Origin of the sequence: Acinetobacter lwoffii (assembly GCF_022809915.1) — a bacterium.
Lineage (GTDB): Bacteria > Pseudomonadota > Gammaproteobacteria > Pseudomonadales > Moraxellaceae > Acinetobacter > Acinetobacter lwoffii_M.
In genome coordinates this window covers 14,264-37,146 of record NZ_JALGQY010000019.1, presented here as the reverse complement: position 1 = coordinate 37,146, position 22,883 = coordinate 14,264, and the positions used below count along the sequence as shown (strand labels likewise).

The following is a 22,883-nucleotide window of genomic DNA, read 5'->3' as shown; positions in this document are numbered from 1 at the left end:
ACTCGATTAGAATAGCGCCACCCAGCCTTAATTTGCATTGACACATGTCTGATTTTAATCAATCTCCTCCTTCTAAAGATCAACTCGACCTGGTATATGGTCTGGAAGATCGACCAAAACCACTGATTGCTTTTTTAGCTGCATTCCAGCATTTATTAGCGATTATTGTCCCGATTGTGACTCCTGGCCTGCTGATTTGTTTAGCGCTCGGTGTTTCCAAAGAAGACACCAACATGATTTTGTCCATGTCCTTGGTGATCTCGGGCATCGCAACTTTTTTACAGTCTAAAAAAGTCGGACCTTTTGGTGCCGGTCTGCTGATTGTCCAAGGAACCAGCTTTAACTTTATCGGTCCAATTATTGGTATTGGTTCAGCCATGGTGGCTGCAGGTACACCTGTAGAAGCAGTAATGGCTTCTATTTTTGGTGTGGTGATTGCAGGTGCATTTATTGAAATGGGCGTGTCACAAATTCTGCCTTGGATCAAAAAACTGATTACACCGCTGGTGACCGGGATTGTCGTGCTGCTGATTGGTTTGACCTTAATTAAAGAAGGTTTAATCAGTATGGGCGGTGGTTATCAGGCCATGAGCGATAAAACTTTTGCCAATGCTGACAACCTGATCATGTCTTGTACCGTCTTGGCGTTGATTATTATTCTGAACCGTATCTGGATTACCTGGGTAAAAAGTTCTGCCATTTTGATCGCCCTAATCTGTGGTTATGTTCTGGCGGGCTTTATGGGGCATCTGGATTTCTCTGGTCTAAAAGATGCACCGTTGGTACAGATTCCAACCCCAATGCATTTCGGTTTAAGCTTCTCCTGGAGCCTGTTTATTCCGATGGCATTCATTTACCTGGTGACGTCTTTAGAAGCGATTGGTGATATCACTGCGACTTCAAAGCTTTCCAACCAGCCAGTTGATGGTCCAAAATGGATGAAGCGCATTAAAGGTGGTGTACTGGTGAATGGCGCGAATTCATTCCTTGCCGGTATTTTTAACACCTTCCCAAGTTCGGTATTTGCACAGAACAATGGTGTGATTCAGTTGACGGGCGTAGCGAGTCGTTATGTCGGCATCTGGATTGCTGCTTTGCTGGTTATTCTTGGTTTGCTGCCTGCAGTTGCTGGTATTATTCAGGCCGTTCCGCAAGCGGTACTGGGTGGCGCAGTCATGGTCATGTTTGGCGCAGTTGCAGCATCTGGTATTAACATTCTGTCTGGTGTTCATCTGGACCGTCGCGCCTTGCTGATTATTGCGATTTCACTGGCACTGGGTTTAGGTGTTGCACAAGTTCCACAAATTCTTGAGCATCTTCCTGAGTTATTCCGTAATATCTTTAGCTCAGGCGTTGCCACTGGTGGTATCGCGGCCCTTATTCTTAATGTTGTACTTCCTGAAACAAAGAAGTAATTTCATGTCCAAAGAACACTGTCTAGGTCAGGCTTAGGCAGTGTTCTTTATATTGGAGAGATACCTATGGATCCTAAAAGCGAAGTTTTATTAAGACAATATGATTTTTTGTCGGGTCGCATCCTACTGATTAATGCACCAACAGATGATCTGCTCGCTGAATTCGATGCCTCTATCAATCCCGCTGTCTGGACATGGAATTTTAACGATTTTCAATATTTCCAGTCACAACAAGCAGATGTGCATTTTGGTGCAGAGATGCCTGAAGCTGAGTTTGATCAGGCGGTTATTTTTGTACCCAAGTCTAAAGAACTGTTGAATTATTTACTGCACACCGTGGCAGCGCAGCTTAAACCGGGCAGCAGTATTTTTCTGGTCGGTGAAAAGAAAGGCGGGATAGAACGCGCAGCCAAACAGTTGCAGCCTTTTGGTAAAACACTCAAACTTGACAGCGCACGTCATTGCCAACTTTGGCAATTGGTTCTAGACCATACGGTCGAGAAAAAAGCACTTGCAGACTGGGCACAGCGCTATACCGTATCGACACCAAATGGCGACCTGAATATTTGTGCACTTCCAGGCGTATTTAGTCAAAACCGTTTGGATGTGGGAACTGCCACACTATTACCTTATTTGTCACAAGTCACCTCAGGTAAAATCGCTGACTTTGGTTGTGGTGCGGGTGTGATTAGCGCGTATCTGGCAAAGTTGAATCCGAAAAACCGGATTTTTGCCATGGATGTTGATGCCTTTGCACTGGCTTCTACACAAATGACCTTTGAAGAAAATCAGCTTACTCCTGAACAAATTGAAATCAAAGCGGTTACAGGCATTGAGGATGCACCCTTGTTCCTGCATGCGATTGTCAGTAATCCGCCTTTTCATCTGGGAATCGAGACCGATTACACGGCCAGCGAAACCTTATGTAAAACCTCGCGTCGTCATTTAAAATCGGGCGGTGAGCTTTGGATTGTGGCCAACCGTTTCTTGAACTACCCGACCCTGATTGAACAAAACTTTGGTCGCTGCACAGTAAAAGCAGATCAACAAGGCTTTAAAGTGCTCTTCGCCAGCACTCAAAAAAATGTTAAGGAATCATGATGAGCGAAACGCAAAACACGATGCAGCTGCAGCGTAAGCTGGGTGCTCGTCATCTGAATATGATCGCCATTGGTGGATCAATTGGTACAGGTCTATTCCTGGCCTCAGGTGCGACTATTGCCAACGCTGGACCAGGCGGTGCACTACTTGCCTATGTACTGATTGGGATCATGATTTATTTCCTGATGACCAGCTTGGGTGAACTTGCCACGCACAATCCGACCTCAGGTGCATTTTTCACTTACGGCACCAAATATGTCGAAGGTGGTTTTGGTTTCGCTTTAGGTTGGAATTACTGGTACAACTGGGCCATTACCGTGGCTTTTGAGCTGGTTGCCGTTCAGTTCATTATGAAATTCTGGTTTCCCGATATTCCGGGCGTGTACTGGAGCGCCATTTTCCTGGCCATTATTTTCGGGATTAATGCCCTGACAGTAAAAGGCTTTGGCGAATCCGAATTTTTCTTTTCTCTGGTGAAAGTTCTCGCGATCATTGCCTTTATCATCATCGGAATCTGGATGATCGTGAAGATCATGCTCACCCCGGGTGCGGAAGCATTTGCCAACTGGAGCATTGGTGATGCACCCTTTGTCGGTGGTTTCCAGGCATTAATTGGCGTGGCCATGATTGCCGGATTCTCTTTCCAGGGTACCGAAATGGTCGGTGTTGCGGCAGGTGAATCAAAAGATCCAAAGAAAACTATTCCGGTGGCCATCAAACAGATTTTCTGGCGTATCCTTCTGTTTTATATTGTATGTATTTTCATTATCGGCACCTTGATTGCCTATAATGACCCACGTTTATTACAGGCCGCTGCAACAGATAATATTGCGCTTTCGCCATTCACCTTATTGTATGAAAAAGCCGGTTTTGCCTTTGCCGCCAGTATCATGAATGCGGTGATCTTGACCGCTATTCTATCTGCGGGTAATTCGGGTATGTATTCATCTACCCGTATGCTGTTTGATATGTCGCGTAAAGGCAGTGCACCTAAAATGTTTGCGCGTCTGGACCCGCGTGGTGTGCCAATGAATGCACTCTATGCCACTACGGCGATCGCAGCTCTATGCTTCCTGACTACTTTCTTTGGTGAACAGGAAGTCTTTAACTGGCTGCTAAACATGTCAGGGATGTGTGGCTTTATTGTCTGGCTCGGGATTGCAATTTCGCATTACCGCTTCCGCAAAGGTTATTTGGCTCAAGGTTATAAACTGGAAGATCTGGCTTATCGCGCTAAATTCTTTCCTTTCGCCCCTTGGTTTGCGTTTATCCTGTGTGCGATTGTCGTCCTTGGACAGAACTATCAGGATGTTTTGGCCGGTCAATGGATGGGTGTGCTATCGACCTATATCAGTATTCCGCTATTCCTGGCCATCTGGTTCGGATACAAATGGAAGAAAAAAACCAAACTGGTCTCTTATCAAGAGATGGATGTGCAGCCGATGAAACTTGATCAGGAATAACCCAGCCAATAATGAAAAAGCAGTCTCAGGACTGCTTTTTTAATCTCTTTATTTTAGCTATTTCGCATTACAAAGTTACGGTCATCAATCACAATCGCTTGCTGGCAAATTCCGTCTACTCGACGTTGCTGCTCAAACACATGCGCCGGCATTGCCTCAAAGCTATCAAAGAAGCTGATTTCATTTTCATCGATTGCATAAACTAATGAATGATTACCCACACCTTCTAGGGTATCGTAAAATACAATCACAAAACAGCCTGCTTCTACATTTTCCTGAATTTCTGCATACGACAATGGCTGCTCTGTAACAGGAATATTTAAGCGATGAGCTTGTTGATAGAAATCGACTTCAATTGGCTGTTTATCTGCATCATGTTCAGTATAAAAATCGACATCCAGACCAAGTGTTTTTAAAGCAACCGCAAGTGCGATGCTAGAGCTTCCCATTTCAAGATCATGCTGACAGAGCTGAGTTAAGTCAGAAATATTCAAATCAATGCCATAATGATGAAAAATCATCCATATTGCAAAAATTCCGCCATTGGCTTCCAGATTTTGCAAGTCTTCAGGAATTTCAACACTCATATTTTTACTCAACGACATCTTAACAGGCTAAGTGTAGTCAAAATGCAGACATAAAAAAAGCGACTCCAGAGAGTCGCCTTTTTTAATCAGTATTCAATAACGAATTATTGAGCTGGTTGTTCAGCTAAAACAGTACGGCTACCAGTAATCGTCGCGAATACACGACGGTTCATAGCACGACCTTCTTTAGTGTTGTTGTCAGCAATCGGTTGATCCCAAGCGAAACCTTGAGTAGACAAACGAGATGCATCTACGTTGTATTCGTTCACAAGTGAAGATTTAACAGAGTTAGCACGAGCTAGAGATAAACGTTCGTTTAATGCACGTGGACCAGTGTTGTCTGTGTGACCTTCGATGCGAGCAGTAGCATTTGGATATTCAACTAACTTCTCAGCAACTTTTGCGATTTCTGGTTTGTATTGATCTTTGATGTTTGATTTGTTTGTATCAAAGAACACACGAAGTTCCATGTTCAGATCTTCAGTCAACTCTTGTGGAGCTGGAGCAACCGGAGTTACAGGCTCAACTGGAGCAACTTCTACCACTGGAGCAGCTGGTTTCAAACGACCACCTAGAACTACGTTAAGACCAGCAAGTGCTGTATAGTTCCAGAATTTTTCGTCAAAGTGGTAAGTACCACGAGCTTCTGTACGTAGCGCTAGTGCATCGTTGATATGCCAGAATGCACCGATACCTGCGTTACCTAAAGTACCCTCTTCACCATCACGGTAAGCTAAACGAGCATCATCGAATTCATATTCGTAGTGACCCGCGCCTAGAAGCATGTATGGCTTTACTTTGCTGTCATAGTTGCCAGTAAAGACATCTGAAGTTGCATAGAAGTTACCTGCGATGTTTTTCGCTTTGTATTCACCATAATTAGTGTCTACATCACCTTTTACTTGACTATATTCAGCTTCAAAGCCTAACCATGGAGTTAATTCAATACCAATAGCAGCACCGACAAACAAATCATCCTGTAACTCAGGACCATTTGTTAACTCACCATCGTTACCGCCATTGTTGTGCTGAGTGTCTTGGAAGGTATAACCTAACATCAACGGAGTAACAGTTACGCCTGCATTGGCAGCAGCAAAAGGTGCAGCTACAAGCATAGCTAAAGCAATACGACTCATTTTCATGGATTTATCCTCCAGAGATAACAATTGTTGTTCAAGCTCAAGCCCGTAATAGGCCATCCTGAGATAGGCTTTTTATTACCCCAGTATTATTCTTAAGCTATTCACATGGCATCATACAAACACTTTATTATTTTTCCAAGTGCTTGATTAATTTAATCAAGTAAATTATTGACAAAATTACTTACAATTTCCGTTGTAATTCAGTAATTTTTTACTCAATTTTTTATTCTGAATACCCTATTCTGATTGCCAATTTTATTTTAACAGCTTTCTTGAGACTTCAGTAAGCATTGATTTACATGCTCAATAAAGCATAAAAAACATATAATTAATAACACCATTATTATAAAAATAATATATAAATCAGGTAACTCTATGTATAAAAAAATAATAAGAGCGTTTACTATTGTTGAGTTAATTATCTGTATTGCAATAATTGCAATCGTGGCCAGTATTGCTCTACCGTACTTTCATGAATATCGATCTAAACAGGAAGCCAAAAATATTCCGATCAAATTATCTCAAATTAATCGCTATGCACGCAGCCAGGCTGCAGTGTTTCATCAAAATATTGTAATCTGCCCGAGCCAAGATTCTCTCAGTTGCCAAGCCAATCAATGGAACAAGAACATGCTGGTTTTTATTGATAAAAATAAAAACAGGCAAGTGGATGTAGACGAACAAATTTTACATATTGATGCACTGAACCTCAAATACGGTAACCTAAGTTGGCGAGGAACTTTGAGTTTACCGAGTGTCACTTATCAAGCGCATACTGCCTTGCCGATTGGTTCAAATGGTAGTTTCTATTATTGTTCTACCCATCTTTCTAGCCAACAGCGTATTGTACTCAGCAAAATGGGCCATATCAGGATTGAAAGTCTCTCGTCTTGCTAACAGAACTATCCAGTTTATGCTTCGCTGCGATTAACGCTTCAATCCTGAGTTTTTTTCAATATACTGCTTAAGTTTGAAAAAATTGATTAAAACTCATACGGAGAGAGAACAATGACTGACATCGTAATTGTCAATGGTGCACGTACAGCCATGGGTGGCTTCCAGGGGAGTCTTGCAAGTGTAACTACTCCAGAACTCGGTGCGGTCACCATTAAAGAAGCAATTGCCCGTGCGGGTCTGCAACCAGCAGATATTGAAGAAGTCATTATGGGTTGTGTCCTTCCGGCAGGCTTAAAGCAAGGCCCTGCACGTCAAGCGATGCGTCAAGCTGGTCTTCCAGATTCTACTGGTGCTGTGACCATTAATAAATTATGTGGTTCAGGCATGAAAGCCGTCATGCAAGCTGCTGACATGATTAAAGCAGGTTCTGCAAATATCGTGGTTGCCGGTGGTATGGAATCCATGACCAATGCGCCCTATGTATTGCCAAAAGCACGTGGCGGTTTCCGTATGGGTCACGGTGAAATCAAGGACCATATGTTTCTGGATGGCTTGGAAGATGCTGAAACAGGTCGTTTGATGGGTTCATTTGCCCAAGATATGGCAAATACCAAAGGCTATACCCGCGAGCAGATGGATGATTTTGCGATTCGCTCATTAAAGCGTGCGCAAACTGCGGTCAATGAAGGCTACTTTGCTGATGAAATCGTGCCTGTAACAGTTAAAAACTGTAAAGGCGATGTGGTTGTTGATAAAGATGAGCAACCATTTAATGCCAACATCGATAAAATTCCAACTTTACGTCCAGCGTTTGCTAAAGACGGTACGATTACGGCGGCTAATGCCAGCTCGATTTCAGATGGTGCATCAGCTTTAGTAATTACCTCGGCTGACAATGCAGCAGCAAAAGGTTTAAATCCTTTAGCCAAAATTGTGGCCTATGCATCGAATTCTCAACATCCATCTGAATTTACCATTGCTCCAGTCGGTGCAATCCAGAAAGTACTGGATAAAACCGGATGGACCGCTTCTGATGTCGACCTTTGGGAAATCAATGAAGCCTTTGCCATAGTCACCATGTGCCCAATGGATCAGTTCAAGCTAGATCCTGAAAAAGTCAACATCAATGGTGGTGCATGCGCACTCGGCCATCCTGTGGGTTCAACCGGTTCGCGTATTATCCTGACTTTGATTCATGCACTAAAACGTACCGGTGGCAAGAAAGGTATTGCTGCTCTATGTATCGGTGGTGGTGAAGCAACTGCTGTAGCGATTGAATTACTCTAACCTCTTCCCTCACCCCCATCCCTCTCCCATAAGGAGAGGGAGTTAAAAACCCTCCTGATCTGGAGGATTTTTTTCGCTTACATTTTGATAAAGCTTGCTCGCGCAAAATACCACAAAGTGGCGTAGATTAAAGCAAGCAAAATAAAAAGGGAGTTCTCCCATGCAACTGAATCATTACCTCAATTTCCAAGGTCAGGCTGAAGCAGCCTTTAACTTTTATAAATCAGTTTTTGGAGGCGAATTTTCAAGTCTGAGTCGTTATGGTGAAATGCCAGCTGAAGAAGGTGTCACACTGTCGGAAGTGGATAAAAATAAAATCTTGCATATCTCACTTCCCATTAACGAATTTACAGAACTGATGGCATCCGATACGAATGATCAATTTTGCGCGCAAACCAATACCGTGTTTACGCAAGGTAATAACCACTATATTTCCATTAACTTAGACGCTAGCGAACAAGCTGAAGCACAACGACTCTTTGATGCTTTATCGGTGAATGGTCAAATTGAGATGCCGCTAGAAAGAACCTTTTGGGGCGCACTTTATGCCGCCTTTAGCGATCAGTTTGGAATCCACTGGATGATCAACTGTCAACTTGAAGAAAATTAAAGGTTTTTATCAAGACATAAAAAAGCCGGAATCAATCCGGCTTTTTGACAGTAACTTAATTTAAATTATGCACCTGTTTGATAATGTGCCTGTGCAACCGCAGTCGATGCCTGATACGGATTTCTGAAATCATTCAAACCAGCAGCAGCTTCCTGAATATCCTTACCTTCTTTAATCACAAAAGTATCGAAACCAGAACGCTTCATGTAATTCAGTACATCTTTGAATACATCTCCAGTAGCACGCAGTTCGCCCTGGAAACCCTGACGGCGAAGAAGTGCTGCAAATGAATAACCACGGCCATCATTAAAACCGGCAAACTCAATAAAGATTGCATCGAGCTGATCGAGCGGAAAATCATTGGTTTCAGGCGAAGCATCTACAGTTAAGTACAATGCTTTTTTGCCTGTCACATTGGTAATTTGATCTAACTGTTCAACAGTTAATACCACATCACCCTGAGGCAAAACACCATCTTCACCCATCAATTGATAGGTATTGTCTGCAATCGTGCCATCTTTAGAGAGTACTTGAAGTGCGGTATTAAGCATATGCACGCTCCTTGAAGGGTTGAATGCCGACACGGCGATAAGTATCGATAAACTCTTCACCTTCCTGACGCAGGTCAAGATAGGTATTCAGAATTTCTTCTACGATATCTGGTACGACCTCGGCTGCAAATGATGGGCCAAGAATGTCACCAATCGAAGCATCATGATCGGCATTACCGCCTAAAGTGATCTGGTAGAATTCTGCACCTTTCTTGTCTACACCTAAAATACCGATGTTACCCACGTGGTGATGACCACAGGCATTCATACAACCTGAAATATTCAGATCCAGTTTACCTAGGTTATAAATCGTATCCAGATCATCAAAACGGCGGGAAATCGCTTCAGAAATCGGAATGGATTTCGCATTGGCCAATGAACAGAAGTCACCGCCTGGGCAGCAGATGATGTCGGTCAAGAAACCGATATGCGCACGTGCCAGGTTATTTTGGTCAAGGGTTTGCCATACAGCGAACAAATCTTTTTGTGGTACATCGACCAGGGAAATGTTTTGTTCATGCGTGGTACGCAGCTCACCGAAAGTGTACTGATCGGCAAGATCTGCAATCAGGTTCATTTCTTCTGTGCTGACATCACCCGGTGCAATCCCGGCACGTTTCAGTGAAATCGTCACGATACGATAACCTTTCACTTTATGTGCATTGGTATTGATGTTGAACCACTGTTTGAATTTTGGATATTGTGCAAATAGTTCAGTGAAATCTTCATCTGTATAATCTTGGTAGTCAAATGGCGTGAAGTTCTCATCCATTTTCGCCAAGGTGTCTGCATCGATTTTCAGTGTTTTAATCGTATGCGCAAATTCAGCTTCAACTTTCTCGGCAAATACTGCTGGTGTTAAAGCTTTTACCAGAATCTTGATACGTGCTTTATATTTGTTGTCGCGACGGCCATGCAAGTTATACACACGAAGGACTGCTTCCAGATAAGCAATCAGGTCTTCACGCGGCAAGAACTCACGGATAAAGCTACCAATCACTGGCGTACGGCCGAGACCACCACCGACTTTGATTTTATAGCCCATTTCGCCTGCTTCATTACGCACAATATACACACCGATATCGTGGAATGCAGTGGCTGCACGGTCAGTTTCTTCAAGCGCAGAGACTGCAATCTTGAATTTACGTGGCAAGAAAGCAAATTCCGGATGGAAGGTTGACCATTGACGGATCAATTCACAAGTCGGACGTGGATCGGCAATTTCACCTGCAACCACACCTGCATACTGATCCGTCGTGGTATTACGGATACAGTTACCTGAGGTCTGAATCGCATGCATTTGCACAGTGGCCAGTTCAGCCAGCATATCCGGCACATTTTCCAGCGCAGGCCAGTTAAACTGGATGTTTTGACGGGTCGAAATATGCGCGTAGCCACGGTCATATTCTTTTGCCAAATCAGCCACTTTACGAAGTTGTTTTGAGTTCATCAAACCATATGGCACGGCAATACGTAACATTGGCGCATAACGCTGTACGTACAGACCATTTTGCAGACGAAGCGGACGATACTCATCTTCAGTGAGTTTACCGGCTAAATAACGTTCCGTTTGGTCACGGAACTGTGCAACACGTTCATTAATCAGTTGCTGATCGAAATCAGTATATAAATACATGGCGTACAGCTAGTAGTTTCTATTATATCGCCGGCAAGGATAGCGAGATTGAACCTATCAATAAAATGCTTTTTATACATATTTCATAGCGGTTTTATTGATAAGCCTGTCAAAGTTTCACGGATCTCAGTATTTATAGCATTCGATTAAATTTAAAGTAATAATGATTAAATTCTTCAATCATTATTACTTATTTTCATATAGGAAAAATTTTCTCAACTTCTGTTAACTATCTTATTAACACTTTAAAATTCTACCAATTTTGACTCTCTCCCAATTGCTGCCCTACAAATTCATAACGTATCGTTGAACGTGAAAATTTAATCGGGCAAGCCAGTTGTGCTTCGGTCTGCTGACTGCTGGATTTGAGTGGCACCTGTACGACCCATCCTCGCTGCTGGGCCAGATCAGAATGTAACGCTTCCTCAAGTCTGAGCACCGGTTCGACACAGACATCCAGCGCGGCAAACAGCATTTGCCATTCAGCTAATGACTTGGTCTTGATTTTATTCTGAATCGCCTGCTTCACCACAGCATGAGCTTCAGCGGTATAAGAGGCGCCTTTTTCCAGAAGAATCGGCAGCTCTAAAGCCTGTGCCAGCCCCTGCATAAATTGTGGTTCCAGACTACCAATTGACAAATAACGCCCATCCTGGGTTTCATAATAGTCGTAAAAAGTCCCGCCATTCAGATAGCCGGATTCTGGAGATTGATGCTGATTGCCAGCCAGACTGGCAGAAGCTGCCAGATTGCTCATCGTTACCACACAATCGGTCATGGAAATGTCAATGTACTGGCCTTTGCCACTTTGTTGGCGTTCAATCACCGCGGCCAGAATCGCAATCACGGCATGCATGGAACCACCTGCAACATCGGCGACCTGAATTCCCAAGGCTGGTGGACCATTTTCAATCCGGCCACTGTGTCCGGCAATTCCGGACAAAGCCAGATAATTAATGTCGTGCCCTGCCTTATCTTTATATGTGCCAGTTTGGCCGTAACCGGTAATGGAACAGTAAATCAGTTTCGGATTAATTTCGCTTAAGGTTTGATAGTCTAGCCCAAGACGTTGCATTACACCGGGACGGAATTGCTCAATCACAATGTCATAATCTGCAATCTTGGATTTAACCAGTTCAATATTCGCAGGATCTTTCAAATCCAGTGCAACCGATTGCTTGTTTCGGTTCAAATAACTTTGTGAAGTGGCCTGTCCATTGGCAAAGGGTGGCATTAATCGCAACAGGTCCGGTCGGGTTGGTGATTCAATATGCACAACTTCTGCACCTAAATCAGCAAGATATAATGTGGCAAACGGGCCGGGTAAAAGTGTAGAAAAATCTAGGATTTTCAATCCTTTTAATGCATATGACATTGGAGTATTTGCTCTACTTATATTGCTTTTTTCAGCATCTTAGGCACATAAATGCATAAAAACAATGTCATGTTCAGCCATTTACCTTGATAGTTTCGGCAATCTAATATGTAAGAAAATGGCAAAGGTATTCTTGTAAATTGCCATTGCTTTATTATTTTTCGTCATTTAGGTCAATTATTAGTGAACATTAAAGAGACTGAAGGATTAAACATGAGTCGTGATACGATCAGTATCCACTTCGTCAATGCAGCCTTATCTGGCGTTAAGCGTCTGGGCATGGATGTCGATACTTTATTGTCTCACGTCGGGATTGAAGCAGAACTGCTGCATCAGCCCAAAGCGCGTATTTCGCCTGAACAATATACCCGCTTTATTAAAATGCTGTGGATGGTGACCCAGGACGAGCATGTCGGCTTTGACAAACAGCAACGCCGGTTGGGTACTTTTGCGATCATGTGCCAGCTGATCATTCATGCCAAAACTCTGGGTGATGCACTGGAACTGTCTTCCCAGTTCTACAAACTCTTTGGTGATGACTGGTCGGTGACCCTGGAACGCGACAAACACGAAGCACGTCTGGTTCCGCTGATTCCAAATGCGATGGATCCGGATCATTTCATTACTGAAAGCATGCTGATGATCTGGCATGGCTTGGCGTCTTGGCTCATTGAGCGTCGCCTGCCACTGGAACGCGTGCATTTTAGCTACCCTCGTCCAGACCATGCCGATGAATATGATGCCCTGTTCTTTGCGCCGGTAATGCAGTTCGATATGCCACGCACCGAGATCACTTTTGCTGCGGATTATCTGGACCTGCCAATTCGCCAGAATGAAGAAACCCTGGAAGAATTTTTGAAAGCAGCGCCTGCCCAACTGCTGGTGAAATTCAAAAATACCAACTCATTGACTTCACGGATTCGTGATGTACTGAAGAGCCAGATTGGCGAAGAAATGCCGACATTAAACGATGTCGCATCGATGTTATATCTATCACCGCAAACTTTGCGCCGCCGTCTGGCAGCCGAAGGTAAAAGCTATCAAGGCGTAAAAGATGCCCTGCGTCGTGATGCCGCAATTCACCTGTTACTTAACCCTGATCTTACCCTTGAAGATGTCGCGCAACAAGTCGGTTTCAGTGAAACCAGTACCTTCCACCGTGCTTTCAAAAAATGGACAGGTGTGACTCCGGGTCTGTATCGTCAATTACACGGTTATCATTAAGCTAATACTCCCGAACCGATAAAAATTAAAATCGTTTCTCTCCGCCTAAGCTCCCTAGCTTAGGCTTTTTTTATGGTTAAAATTGGCTAAATCGCTCAAATGATCTGGCCCGTTCTCGTCATTGCACTTCAAAAATTAAGTATTACACTCGAGTCATTAGAATAAATTTCATCAAATCAATAAAAGGGACAAGCTATGAGCGAGGCATATATTATTGACGCCATTCGTACCCCACGCGGAAAAGGCAAAAAAGATGGATCTTTATATCAGGTAAAACCCATTTCCTTACTGACTGGTTTACTCAATCAACTTCAGGCGCGTCATCAATTTGATACCTCAAAAGTGGATGATATCGTGCTCGGTTGTGTCACCCCAATTGGTGATCAGGGTGCCGACATTGCCAAAACAGCTGCCATCGCTGCCGGCTGGGACAATGATGTAGCAGGCGTGCAAATCAACCGTTTTTGTGCTTCCGGTCTGGAAGCTATCAATCTGGCCGCACAAAAAGTCCGTTCTGGCTGGGAAGATCTGGTTGTGGCAGGTGGAGTCGAATCCATGTCCCGCGTGCCGATGGGTTCCGACGGTGGACCCTGGGCACTGGACCCGGAGACCAATATGGCCTGTGACTTTATTCCGCAAGGTATCGGTGCGGATTTGATTGCCACGATTGACGGTTATAGCCGTGCAGATGTAGATCAGTTTGCCGAACAATCACAAAAGAAAGCAGCTGCCGCTCAAGCCAATGGTTATTTCAACGCCTCTGTTATGCCGGTAAAAGACAAAGCTGGTGTAGTAATCCTGGACAAAGACGAATTTATCAAACCGACAACGACTGCAGAAGGCCTAGGCAAACTCAATCCAAGTTTCGCCACTATGGGACAAATGGGCTTTGATGCAATTGCCCTGCAAAAATATCCTGAAGTGGGTGCTGTCAATCATGTGCATCATGCCGGGAATTCTTCAGGAATTGTCGATGGCGCGGCTGTGGTTTTGATCGCATCGGAACAAGCAGTAAAAGAACAAGGTCTGAAGCCACGTGCCAAAGTACTGGCGACGGCACTGGTCGGTGCAGATCCAACCATTATGCTGACCGGCCCTGCCCCGGCTGCTCGTAAGGCCTTGGCTAAGGCGGGTTTAACGATTGATGATATTGACCTGTTTGAAGTCAATGAAGCTTTTGCTGCCGTGGTGATGCGCTTTATCAATGAAATGAAGGTTGATCCTGCCAAGGTGAATGTCAACGGCGGTGCAATTGCCATGGGACATCCACTCGGTGCAACTGGTGCGATGATTTTAGGGACATTACTGGACGAGTTAGAACGCCAGGGCAAAAAACGTGGACTAGCTACACTTTGCGTGGGTGGCGGTATGGGCATCGCAACCATTATTGAACTGGTATAAGGAGAAAAATAATGAGCGCAATTCAATATCAAAAAAATGAAGATAATATTGTTATTTTAACGTTTGATTCTCCAAACCAGTCTGCCAATACCATGAATGCCGACTTTCGTACGGCACTAGATGAAGTCGTTGTCCAGTTACAAGCAGATGAAGATATTGCCGGGATTATTTTCCGTTCAGCGAAAAAAACTTTCTTTGCTGGCGGCGATCTGGATGAACTGATTCAAGCCACTCCTGAGCATGCAACTGAATTCTTCAATATGATTGAAGAGATGAAAGCCAAACTACGCTATATCGAAACTCGCGGTATTCCTGTGGTTGCTGCACTGAATGGCACGGCGCTTGGCGGTGGCTGGGAAATTGCCCTGTGTGCCCATCATCGTATTGCCCTGAATGAGCCTAAAAGCAAATTTGGCCTGCCTGAAGTCACACTGGGTTTATTACCAGGTGGCGGTGGTATCGTCCGTAGCATCCGCCTGCTCGGTCTGCAAAATGCCCTTCCTTTATTAATGGAAGGCAAACAGTTTGGAGTCGATAAAGCTAAATCTTTAGGGCTGATTCATGAGGTCGCAGACAGTACCGATGAACTGTTGAAAAAGGCCATTGCCTGGATCAAAGCCAATCCAAAATCTCAGCAGCCATTCGATGTAAAAGGCTATAAAATTCCGGGTGGTAGCCCTTCGACACCAGCAGTTGCACAGATGCTGGCAATTGCTCCGGCGATGCTGCGCGATAAAACCAAAGGCTGCTACCCTGCACCTGAAGCGATCATGTCGGCTGCGGTAGAAGGTGCACAGGTCGATGTCGATACTGCCCTGACCATTGAATCGCGTTACTTTACTTATTTGGCGACCGGTCAAATTTCTAAAAATATGATTGGCACCTTCTGGCATGGTCTGAATGCAATCAAGTCCGGCGCCAGTCGCCCTCAAGGTCTTGAAAGGTGGAAAGCCACTAAAGTCGGTATTCTAGGTGCGGGTATGATGGGTGCTGGGATCGCCTACGCGACTGCCAGCACAGGCATTCCAGTAGTTCTGAAAGATATTTCATTAGAAGCGGCTGGAAAAGGCAAAGCCTATAGCCAGAAACTGCTGGATAAAAAAGTCGCTCAAGGGCGTTTAACAGCCGAGAAACGAGATCAGGTTCTGGGTCTGATTCAAGCGACTGCATCGAATGAAGATCTAGCGGGTTGTGACCTGATCATTGAAGCCGTCTTTGAAAATCCCGCGCTCAAGGCTCAAGTCACGCAAGAGGCAGAGCAATATCTTATCAGCAACGGGATGATGGCTTCGAATACCTCGACCCTGCCGATCACAGAATTAGCCCAGGCTTCAAAAAATGATCAGAACTTTATCGGCCTGCATTTCTTCAGTCCGGTCGATAAAATGCAGCTAGTCGAAATTATCAAAGGTAAAAATACCTCGGCAGAAACGCTGGCCAAAGCTTTCGATTTCGTGCAGCAGATTGGCAAATTACCGATTGTGGTGAATGACAGCCGTGGCTTCTTTACCAGCCGCGTGTTTGGCACCTTTGTACAGGAAGGCTTGCGTCTGCTGGCAGAAGGCGTACATCCGGCACGAATTGAAATGGCAGCTCTCAAAGCCGGTATGCCGGTAGGCCCGTTGGCGATTCAGGATGAAGTGTCCTTGACCTTGTCTGAACATGTAGCCAATGAAAGATACAAAGCTTTAGAAGCACAAGGTCAGACCATCACTAAATCACCTGCGGATGACGTGATTCACAGCATGATTCACGAATTTAACCGTAAAGGTAAGGCTGCAGGCGCAGGTTTTTATGATTATCCGGCCGATGCAAAAAAGCAGCTCTGGTCTGGTCTCAGCCACTGGAAAAAAGACAACGATATTTCTGAACAGGAAATGATTGACCGCTTCCTGTTTGTACAGGCACTGGATACCGTACGTTGTCTGGAAGAAGGTGTCCTTGAATCTGTCGTCGATGCCAATGTGGGTTCTATTTTTGGTATTGGCTTTGCCGCCTGGACGGGCGGTGCTGTGCAATTCCTGAATCAGTATGGTTTAGCCAAAGCCGTGACCCGTGCCAAAGTACTTGAAAATAAATATGGCGAACGCTTCAAAGCCCCACAACTCCTCAAAGATCGCGCAGCACACGCTCAGCCGATTCAATAATTTGAGCACTTAAATAAAAAGAGGAACGTGTTTCCTCTTTTTTATCTTCCAGATTTGCTTCAAGCAATGAACAGAATCATGTGATGACAGATTTTGATCTGCTTTTTGATCAATTTATGTTATAAAGTTACATAAGTTTGGTATCCACGTGGGTAAGACCTATGACTGATCACAGTTCACCTGAAAAATCTCCTTGGGGTTGGAAAGCACTTATTATCTTCTGTATTTTAGGTGGATTATTCATGCTTATTTTTTGGCTCGCGATAAGTAATGAACCGGATTACATGCCAAGCCAGCAAAATAAACAGACTACCCAGCAACACGCTTTTAAAAATGCACCAACGATGTCTCCAGAAGCGCTTGCCAAAGCGCAGGCGGATCGTGAAGCACGTGAAGCTACCAATACGGCTCATCCAGGTACGACAGCTGCTGAACACAATATGTCAGCTGAAGAACATGCCAATATGGATAATGCCGAGCACAGCTCAAATGCAGCACATGGCCACTGATCCAGATTCAGTCTATGCATAAAAAAGCGAGGTCAATGCCTCGCTTTTTCGTATTTGAATGGCTGAAAATTAAAGCTTTAAATACATATCAATATGCGGAATTCCACAATCCAGATATTCATCACCTTGAGCTTCAAATCCCAGCGCTTGATAGAAGCCAATGGCGTGCACTTGCGAAGACAGCTTTACCAACTTACGCTGCTCTGCACGCGCATAGTCAATCACGGCCTGCATCAAGCGCTGACCAACACCTAAACCGCGTGCTGTTGTTAGGACTGCAACCCGACCGATACTATTATTTGACAATAAGCGTGCTGTAGCAATCGCCTGATCCTGCTGAAAAACAATGAAATGTAGAGCAACCGCATCCTCAGCATCCCATTCATCTTCAGCTGCAATATGCTGTTCTTGAATAAACACGGCTTCACGAATCGCTTTGGCATGCGCTGCCAAATCCTTCCAGCTGCCGGACACTATTTTCAGTTCTGGACTATTTAGCATTTAGAACCAATTCCCTGCTGATCCCATTGATCATTAAGCAACAATTCCAGTGAATGTTTCTGGATCCCATACATCTCTTTTAGTGCCTGGATTTGTGCCAGAACTTCCTGATCGGGTTGTTGATAGTCTTTGCGTTTTGTCGCCAGAATCATTTTATTTTTACTGGTATGTTCCAGCGCCACAAATTCAAAAACTTTGGTTTCATAACCATAAGCTTTGAGCAGTAAAGCACGAATGGTATCGGTCAACATTTCTGCCTGCTGTCCGGCATGAATACCAAACTGTAACATCGGGCTGAGGACTTTTGGCGCCTGCAACTGCGGACGCAATTCCTTATGACAACACGGTGCACACATGATCATCTGTGCATTCAGGCGAATCCCGCTATGAATCGCAAAATCTGTTGCTACATCACAGGCATGTAAGGCAATCATCACATCCAGACGTTCTGGCGCATAAGTACGCACATCCCCCTGGAAAAAGTCCAGCTGATCAAAACCAGATTGCTGCGCGACATTCTGGCAGAATTCAACCATTTTCGGATTAAGCTCTACCCCCGTGACATGCGGCGTTTGACCATGTTTTTGCATATAGTCATATAAAGCACAGGTCAGATAGCCTTTACCTGAACCAAAATCCACCACGCGCAGGCCTTCGGCTTGTGGCTTAATCTGCGCCAGGGCACCTGAGAAAATTTCCACAAACTTATTAATCTGCTTCCATTTGCGCGCCATGCTCGGAATAATTTGCGCTTTTTGATCGGTAATCCCGAGATGCTGGAGAAAGATACTGTCCTGATCGACAAAACGTTGTTTAATCCGGTCATGACCTTGTTCAGCAGGCTTCGCCTGATTCATCGCTACTTTATGTTTACTGCGCGTTAACATGGCTTTTTTCTTGTTTTTTTTCAGCTGTAATTCTTCATCGACGGTGATCAGATTGGCTTGTTTGCAACACGCCAGTAGTGAAGTAACCTGAAATAATGCTTCATCCAAAGGATAATTCTTGGTGACATCCTGCGTCTTGTAACGATACAGGCAGCTCAATACGCGCTGTTCATTTAATGTAATGACTCGCAAGGTCATTTTTTCTAAATCCTGCAGTTCACCTTTATACTGGCTTAAGATCAGGCGATCAAATTGATCCCTTTCAACAGCTTGCTGAAAGGTGTCCAAGAATTGCTGTTCCTGATCTGAGAGAGTTGCCAACGTTGACATAGATAAAACCTGAAATGAATTGCGCATCAAGTTTAAATCTTCTTAACCTAAAAGCAAAATTGAATTACTATACAAGTGTATATTTGAAGAAGAATGACAATCATGCAGAATGCTCCACTGGTTCCAGATTATGATCAAAATGAGGAACGGATTAACTATATTAGTCATGGCGTAGGTGCCGGGCTATCCATTGTTGCTGGTATTCTTTTGATTATTAAAGGGTCTTACCTAAGTACTGGACAATGGATTGGACTGTGGGTTTACGCGCTGAGCATGATTGTGCTGTTTTCTGCTTCCATGCTTTACCATATGGCCACCACAGCAGACCGCCGTTATTTTTACAAAAAAGTCGATCATACCGCGATTTATTATTTAATTGCCGGAACCTATACCCCTTTTCTGTTAATCGCCATTCCAACCGCCAAAGCTCAGTATTTATTGATTGCACTCTGGGTGATTGCCCTTCTTGGTACACTTTTCAAGTTCGTTTTCATTCATCGTTTCCAGAAACTTTCTTTGGCGGCTTATCTGGCCATGGGCTGGCTGGCACTGCTGGTCATGGATGATATGCAGCAATATTTAAGTGCTCAATCTTTAACCTTTCTCATCATTGGTGGACTCGCTTATACCGTGGGTGCATTGTTTTACGCTTTAAAAAGAGTAAGATATACCCACGCTATCTGGCACATATTTGTATTGATAGGCGCAGGATCACATTTTCTGTCTATCTATCTTTACGTGATTTAATCATCTCCTTTTTCATTTCAGTGACCCTGAGCGAGTTGAAGCGAGAAGATTGCAGTTGTTTTTTTAAAAAATTACGCCTTTTTTAAAAAGATTACGCTTTTAAAACTAAGTTTTTTTATTTTTAGTAAGTGTAAGGTTTTCCATGGCGTCGTCTAATTCTGCTGCTCAGCCAGCACAAAATTCAAAATTTCGCGTTTTAACAGCAAGCTTGGTAGGCACCACAATCGAATTCTTCGATTTTTATATTTATGCCACCGCTGCTGTCATTATTTTTCCGTATCTGTTCTTCCCTACTAGTACAGATCCAATGACCGCAACCATTCAGTCTCTTGCGACTTTTGCCATTGCATTTATTGCCCGTCCGATTGGTGCAGCATTATTTGGTCATTTAGGTGACCGGATCGGACGAAAAGCCACCTTGGTTGCAGCTTTGCTAACTATGGGGATTTCAACCGTTGCGATTGGCCTGTTACCAACTTATGCGCAAATCGGAATTGCTGCGCCATTGTTACTTGCACTGTGCCGTTTAGGTCAGGGCTTGGGTCTAGGTGGTGAATGGTCAGGTGCTGTACTTCTTGCAACTGAAAATGCCCCTGAAGGCAAGCGTGCCTGGTATGGCATGTTCCCGCAACTGGGTGCTCCAATCGGCTTTATTCTGGCAACAGGTTCTTTCCTGACGCTTGGCGCTTTCATGTCTGAAGCTGACTTTATGGCTTGGGGCTGGCGTATTCCGTTTATCTCAAGTGCCTTGTTGGTAATTGTGGGTTTATGGATTCGTTTAAAATTGCATGAAACACCTGCTTTCCAAAAAGTGCTGGATAAACAGAAAGAAGTGAATGTTCCTTTTGTTCAGGTATTCAAAAAGCATTCCCGCATGCTGGTTCTGGGTACGATTGCTGCAATCTGTACTTTCGTTGTGTTCTATCTTACTACGGTATTTGCGCTGCAATGGGGAACCAAACAACTTGGTTATTCTCGTGAAGAATTCCTGCAATTGCAGTTAGTTGCAACTCTGTGTTTTGCTGCATTCATCCCGCTTTCAGCAGTATTGGCAGAGAAATTTGGCCGTAAGACTACTTCGATTGCGGTATGTGTCATTTCTGCGATCTTCGGTATCTTCTTTGCAGATATGCTTGAATCTGGCAGCACCTTGGTGGTGTTCCTGTTCTTGTGTATTGGTCTGGCGATCATGGGCTTAACTTATGGGCCAATCGGTACGGTATTGTCTGAAATCTTCCCGACTTCAGTACGATACACGGGTTCTGCATTAACCTTTAACTTGGCAGGCATCTTCGGTGCATCATTTGCACCGCTAATCGCAACCAAGCTGGCAACGGCCTATGGTTTGTCTGCAGTCGGTTATTACCTGACCGCAGCATCTATCCTGTCGCTTGTCGCGTTTTTACTGATTCGTGAAACCAAAAATGATGATGTAAACAATCAGATCTAAGATTTTAGATTGATTCAAAAGCCAGCACTCGATGCTGGCTTTTTTATGATTTCACAACAAAATTCGGCTACTTATCTTGTTAAATTTGCTCAACAATCAAATGAACTCAATTCAAAAAATGAGGCAAGGCCATGCAGGATCTTATCGAATACCTCTCGCAGGAGCAGTTGGTCAATATCATTATTTTGCTGGAAGATGATAAAAAATTAGAAGCTGTTCGCTATATCACCGAGAATACACCCTTGGATGAAGCTCAGGCACTGCAAGTGATTGATGAAATTGTGCGGGAACATGATGTGGTCATGAAGCATGAAAGTACCGGTCCACGCTTTAGTGATGATGCCGGTGATATCGACCTGGTGACACCGCCACTGGAAATCCCCACCCATCCTAGTTTGAGTACACCGACAGAAGCTGAAATCACTGCGCAACAATTACGTGAAAATGTGCCAACCCGAAAAATTGAAAAGAAAATCTGGATGATGGCGGCCGTCGCAGTGGTCTTGCTGATTCTGGTCTGGATCATCAGTTAACGCGGTACAGAATGCCGGCTGAATTTAAATCAGTTCAATAATATCAATGGTAGGCGGCACCCGGAAACGGAAAGGTACACCGACCAAACCGGTACCGACAGTCACGAACACATCTGCATGTTCATGACGGTACATGCCCTTTTTATGTCCCAAAATTGAAACCTTTTTCATGACGTAATCGGTCAGCCAAGGCAGCTCCACCTGTCCGCCATGGGTATGCCCGGACAGCATTAAAGGACGTGTCGGCAGTTTCGGAATCATATCGACCGTATCCGGGTTATGCGAAAGAATGACCCAAGGCTTGTCCTGAGGCAAGTCTGGCAAACTGCGCATGTCGGCTTTTCCAGCCCAGAGATCACCCACGCCCAAAAGTCGGAATTCATCAAATTCGACAATTTGACCTTCAATATCCATGACCTGATTGACTTGTAGTGCATAGTGCAACAGTTCCCGAATCGGCGGTCCGGGATATTGTTCGTCATGATTGCCATTGACCGAATAGACCGGAGCGTGAATCTCTTTTAAAACCGCCAGTTCCTGTGCCAGTTTATTTTCTGGCTCGTAAGTCCAGTCGCCAGCAACCACCACCAAATCAGGTTGAATATGATTTAATTTGTGTACAATTTGTCGCAACTGCCGCTCATGGCCCGAAAACAGACCGATATGCAAATCTGCAATCAGGGCGATTTTTACTGGCTGCTTTAAACGTTTATCTGCATTGATCTGATATTTTGTCGTTTTCACTTGAATTAGATGCGGCTCGATAAAGCGTGCATAAGTCAAAACCCCACTGAGTAAAAATACAAAAATGGCTTCATGCAGTGAATAATAACCTGTCCATCCAGCATAAATACTGAAGAAAACCAAAGGGATTAATAAATAGGCAAGATAAAACGCCAGCAAATGACCAAAAGCTTTAAAGGGATGAATGGTTTCGGTACGTGATTGGCTCGACCATGCCTGAGCCACAGCCCAGATGGCTAAAATCGCCATTCCCAAGTAAAAATAAAACAGTACGGAATTCGAATCCCACATAAATTGGCCTTATTCAGTCGAGCAGCAGATTACTGGCTTTATATTTATCTTTTCA

The 22,883-nt window shown here is 44.2% G+C and carries 21 protein-coding genes; 13 read left to right on the top strand and 8 right to left on the bottom strand.

What is annotated here, in order from left to right:
- Positions 1-44 precede the first annotated feature (44 nt).
- From MTX11_RS10775 to MTX11_RS10765, 3 genes are all read left to right on the top strand, one after another.
- Positions 45-1,415, top strand: coding sequence for a uracil-xanthine permease family protein (locus MTX11_RS10775; protein WP_243475094.1), 1,371 nt, complete (start codon positions 45-47; stop codon positions 1,413-1,415).
- 66 nt (positions 1,416-1,481) lie between these two features.
- Complete coding sequence (locus MTX11_RS10770; protein ID WP_243475093.1) at positions 1,482-2,516, top strand: methyltransferase; 1,035 nt, start codon at positions 1,482-1,484, stop codon at positions 2,514-2,516.
- Positions 2,516-3,979 (top strand): amino acid permease, encoded by a 1,464-nt coding sequence (locus MTX11_RS10765; protein ID WP_004645936.1) that lies wholly within the window; start codon positions 2,516-2,518, stop codon positions 3,977-3,979. The genes MTX11_RS10770 and MTX11_RS10765 overlap by 1 nt, the downstream gene beginning before the upstream one ends.
- Positions 3,980-4,032: 53 nt before the next feature.
- Here MTX11_RS10765 and MTX11_RS10760 read toward each other — a convergent pair whose 3' ends face one another.
- Both MTX11_RS10760 and omp38 read right to left on the bottom strand, forming a co-directional pair.
- Positions 4,033-4,566 carry a cysteine peptidase family C39 domain-containing protein gene (locus MTX11_RS10760; protein ID WP_243475092.1) on the bottom strand — a complete coding sequence of 178 codons (534 nt, stop codon included), beginning with the start codon at positions 4,564-4,566 and terminating at the stop codon, positions 4,033-4,035.
- A gap of 104 nt (positions 4,567-4,670) precedes the next feature.
- Entirely contained in the window at positions 4,671-5,708 is a 1,038-nt protein-coding gene (omp38, locus tag MTX11_RS10755; protein ID WP_153566446.1) for an outer membrane protein Omp38, read from the bottom strand.
- 375 nt (positions 5,709-6,083) lie between these two features.
- On the opposite strand from omp38, the gene MTX11_RS10750 reads away from it, so the two are divergent.
- The 3 genes from MTX11_RS10750 to MTX11_RS10740 all read left to right on the top strand — a co-directional run bounded on the left by MTX11_RS10750 (position 6,084) and on the right by MTX11_RS10740 (position 8,502).
- On the top strand, positions 6,084-6,605 hold the full coding sequence (locus tag MTX11_RS10750) for a GspH/FimT family protein (protein WP_044108385.1): 522 nt from the start codon (positions 6,084-6,086) through the stop codon (positions 6,603-6,605).
- 111 nt (positions 6,606-6,716) lie between these two features.
- Entirely contained in the window at positions 6,717-7,892 is a 1,176-nt protein-coding gene (locus tag MTX11_RS10745; protein ID WP_243475091.1) for a thiolase family protein, read from the top strand.
- A gap of 160 nt (positions 7,893-8,052) precedes the next feature.
- On the top strand, positions 8,053-8,502 hold the full coding sequence (locus MTX11_RS10740) for a VOC family protein (RefSeq protein WP_180180526.1): 450 nt from the start codon (positions 8,053-8,055) through the stop codon (positions 8,500-8,502).
- Between the two features lie 65 nt (positions 8,503-8,567).
- Here the strand turns inward: MTX11_RS10740 and MTX11_RS10735 are convergent, their stop codons facing one another.
- From MTX11_RS10735 to MTX11_RS10725, 3 genes are all read right to left on the bottom strand, one after another.
- Positions 8,568-9,053 carry a DUF934 domain-containing protein gene (locus MTX11_RS10735; RefSeq protein WP_005106136.1) on the bottom strand — a complete coding sequence of 162 codons (486 nt, stop codon included), beginning with the start codon at positions 9,051-9,053 and terminating at the stop codon, positions 8,568-8,570.
- Positions 9,046-10,689 carry a nitrite/sulfite reductase gene (locus tag MTX11_RS10730; RefSeq protein ID WP_243475090.1) on the bottom strand — a complete coding sequence of 548 codons (1,644 nt, stop codon included), beginning with the start codon at positions 10,687-10,689 and terminating at the stop codon, positions 9,046-9,048. Before MTX11_RS10730 ends, MTX11_RS10735 begins: the two co-directional genes overlap by 8 nt.
- Before the next feature lie 253 nt (positions 10,690-10,942).
- Positions 10,943-12,064: a CaiB/BaiF CoA transferase family protein gene (locus tag MTX11_RS10725; protein ID WP_243475089.1), complete on the bottom strand. Its 1,122-nt coding sequence runs from the start codon at positions 12,062-12,064 to the stop codon at positions 10,943-10,945.
- A 213-nt stretch (positions 12,065-12,277) separates the two neighbouring features.
- Here MTX11_RS10725 and MTX11_RS10720 point away from each other — a divergent pair, with 213 nt between their 5' ends.
- From MTX11_RS10720 to MTX11_RS10705, 4 genes are all read left to right on the top strand, one after another.
- Positions 12,278-13,288 (top strand): AraC family transcriptional regulator, encoded by a 1,011-nt coding sequence (locus MTX11_RS10720; RefSeq protein ID WP_004645946.1) that lies wholly within the window; start codon positions 12,278-12,280, stop codon positions 13,286-13,288.
- A 195-nt stretch (positions 13,289-13,483) separates the two neighbouring features.
- Positions 13,484-14,689 carry an acetyl-CoA C-acetyltransferase gene (locus tag MTX11_RS10715; protein ID WP_243475088.1) on the top strand — a complete coding sequence of 402 codons (1,206 nt, stop codon included), beginning with the start codon at positions 13,484-13,486 and terminating at the stop codon, positions 14,687-14,689.
- Between the two features lie 11 nt (positions 14,690-14,700).
- Entirely contained in the window at positions 14,701-16,836 is a 2,136-nt protein-coding gene (locus tag MTX11_RS10710; protein WP_243475087.1) for a 3-hydroxyacyl-CoA dehydrogenase NAD-binding domain-containing protein, read from the top strand.
- A gap of 161 nt (positions 16,837-16,997) precedes the next feature.
- The gene (locus MTX11_RS10705; RefSeq protein WP_153566439.1) at positions 16,998-17,345 is read left to right on the top strand and encodes a hypothetical protein; all 348 of its coding nucleotides are present in this window, start codon (positions 16,998-17,000) and stop codon (positions 17,343-17,345) included.
- 69 nt (positions 17,346-17,414) lie between these two features.
- On the opposite strand, the gene MTX11_RS10700 is transcribed toward MTX11_RS10705, so the two are convergent.
- Positions 17,415-17,846, bottom strand: a complete 432-nt coding sequence (locus MTX11_RS10700; protein WP_243475086.1) for a GNAT family N-acetyltransferase — start codon at positions 17,844-17,846, stop codon at positions 17,415-17,417.
- Positions 17,840-19,063 carry a class I SAM-dependent methyltransferase gene (locus MTX11_RS10695; RefSeq protein ID WP_243475085.1) on the bottom strand — a complete coding sequence of 408 codons (1,224 nt, stop codon included), beginning with the start codon at positions 19,061-19,063 and terminating at the stop codon, positions 17,840-17,842. Before MTX11_RS10695 ends, MTX11_RS10700 begins: the two co-directional genes overlap by 7 nt.
- 102 nt (positions 19,064-19,165) lie before the next feature.
- Here MTX11_RS10695 and trhA point away from each other — a divergent pair, with 102 nt between their 5' ends.
- The 3 genes from trhA to MTX11_RS10680 all read left to right on the top strand — a co-directional run bounded on the left by trhA (position 19,166) and on the right by MTX11_RS10680 (position 21,793).
- The gene (gene trhA / locus MTX11_RS10690; RefSeq protein ID WP_129717520.1) at positions 19,166-19,810 is read left to right on the top strand and encodes a PAQR family membrane homeostasis protein TrhA; all 645 of its coding nucleotides are present in this window, start codon (positions 19,166-19,168) and stop codon (positions 19,808-19,810) included.
- A gap of 142 nt (positions 19,811-19,952) precedes the next feature.
- Positions 19,953-21,260, top strand: coding sequence for an MFS transporter (locus MTX11_RS10685; RefSeq protein ID WP_004281697.1), 1,308 nt, complete (start codon positions 19,953-19,955; stop codon positions 21,258-21,260).
- A 131-nt stretch (positions 21,261-21,391) separates the two neighbouring features.
- Positions 21,392-21,793 (top strand): hypothetical protein, encoded by a 402-nt coding sequence (locus MTX11_RS10680; RefSeq protein WP_005106122.1) that lies wholly within the window; start codon positions 21,392-21,394, stop codon positions 21,791-21,793.
- Between the two features lie 24 nt (positions 21,794-21,817).
- On the opposite strand, the gene MTX11_RS10675 is transcribed toward MTX11_RS10680, so the two are convergent.
- Positions 21,818-22,828: a metallophosphoesterase gene (locus tag MTX11_RS10675; RefSeq protein WP_168730864.1), complete on the bottom strand. Its 1,011-nt coding sequence runs from the start codon at positions 22,826-22,828 to the stop codon at positions 21,818-21,820.
- Between the last annotated feature and the right edge of the window lie 55 nt (positions 22,829-22,883).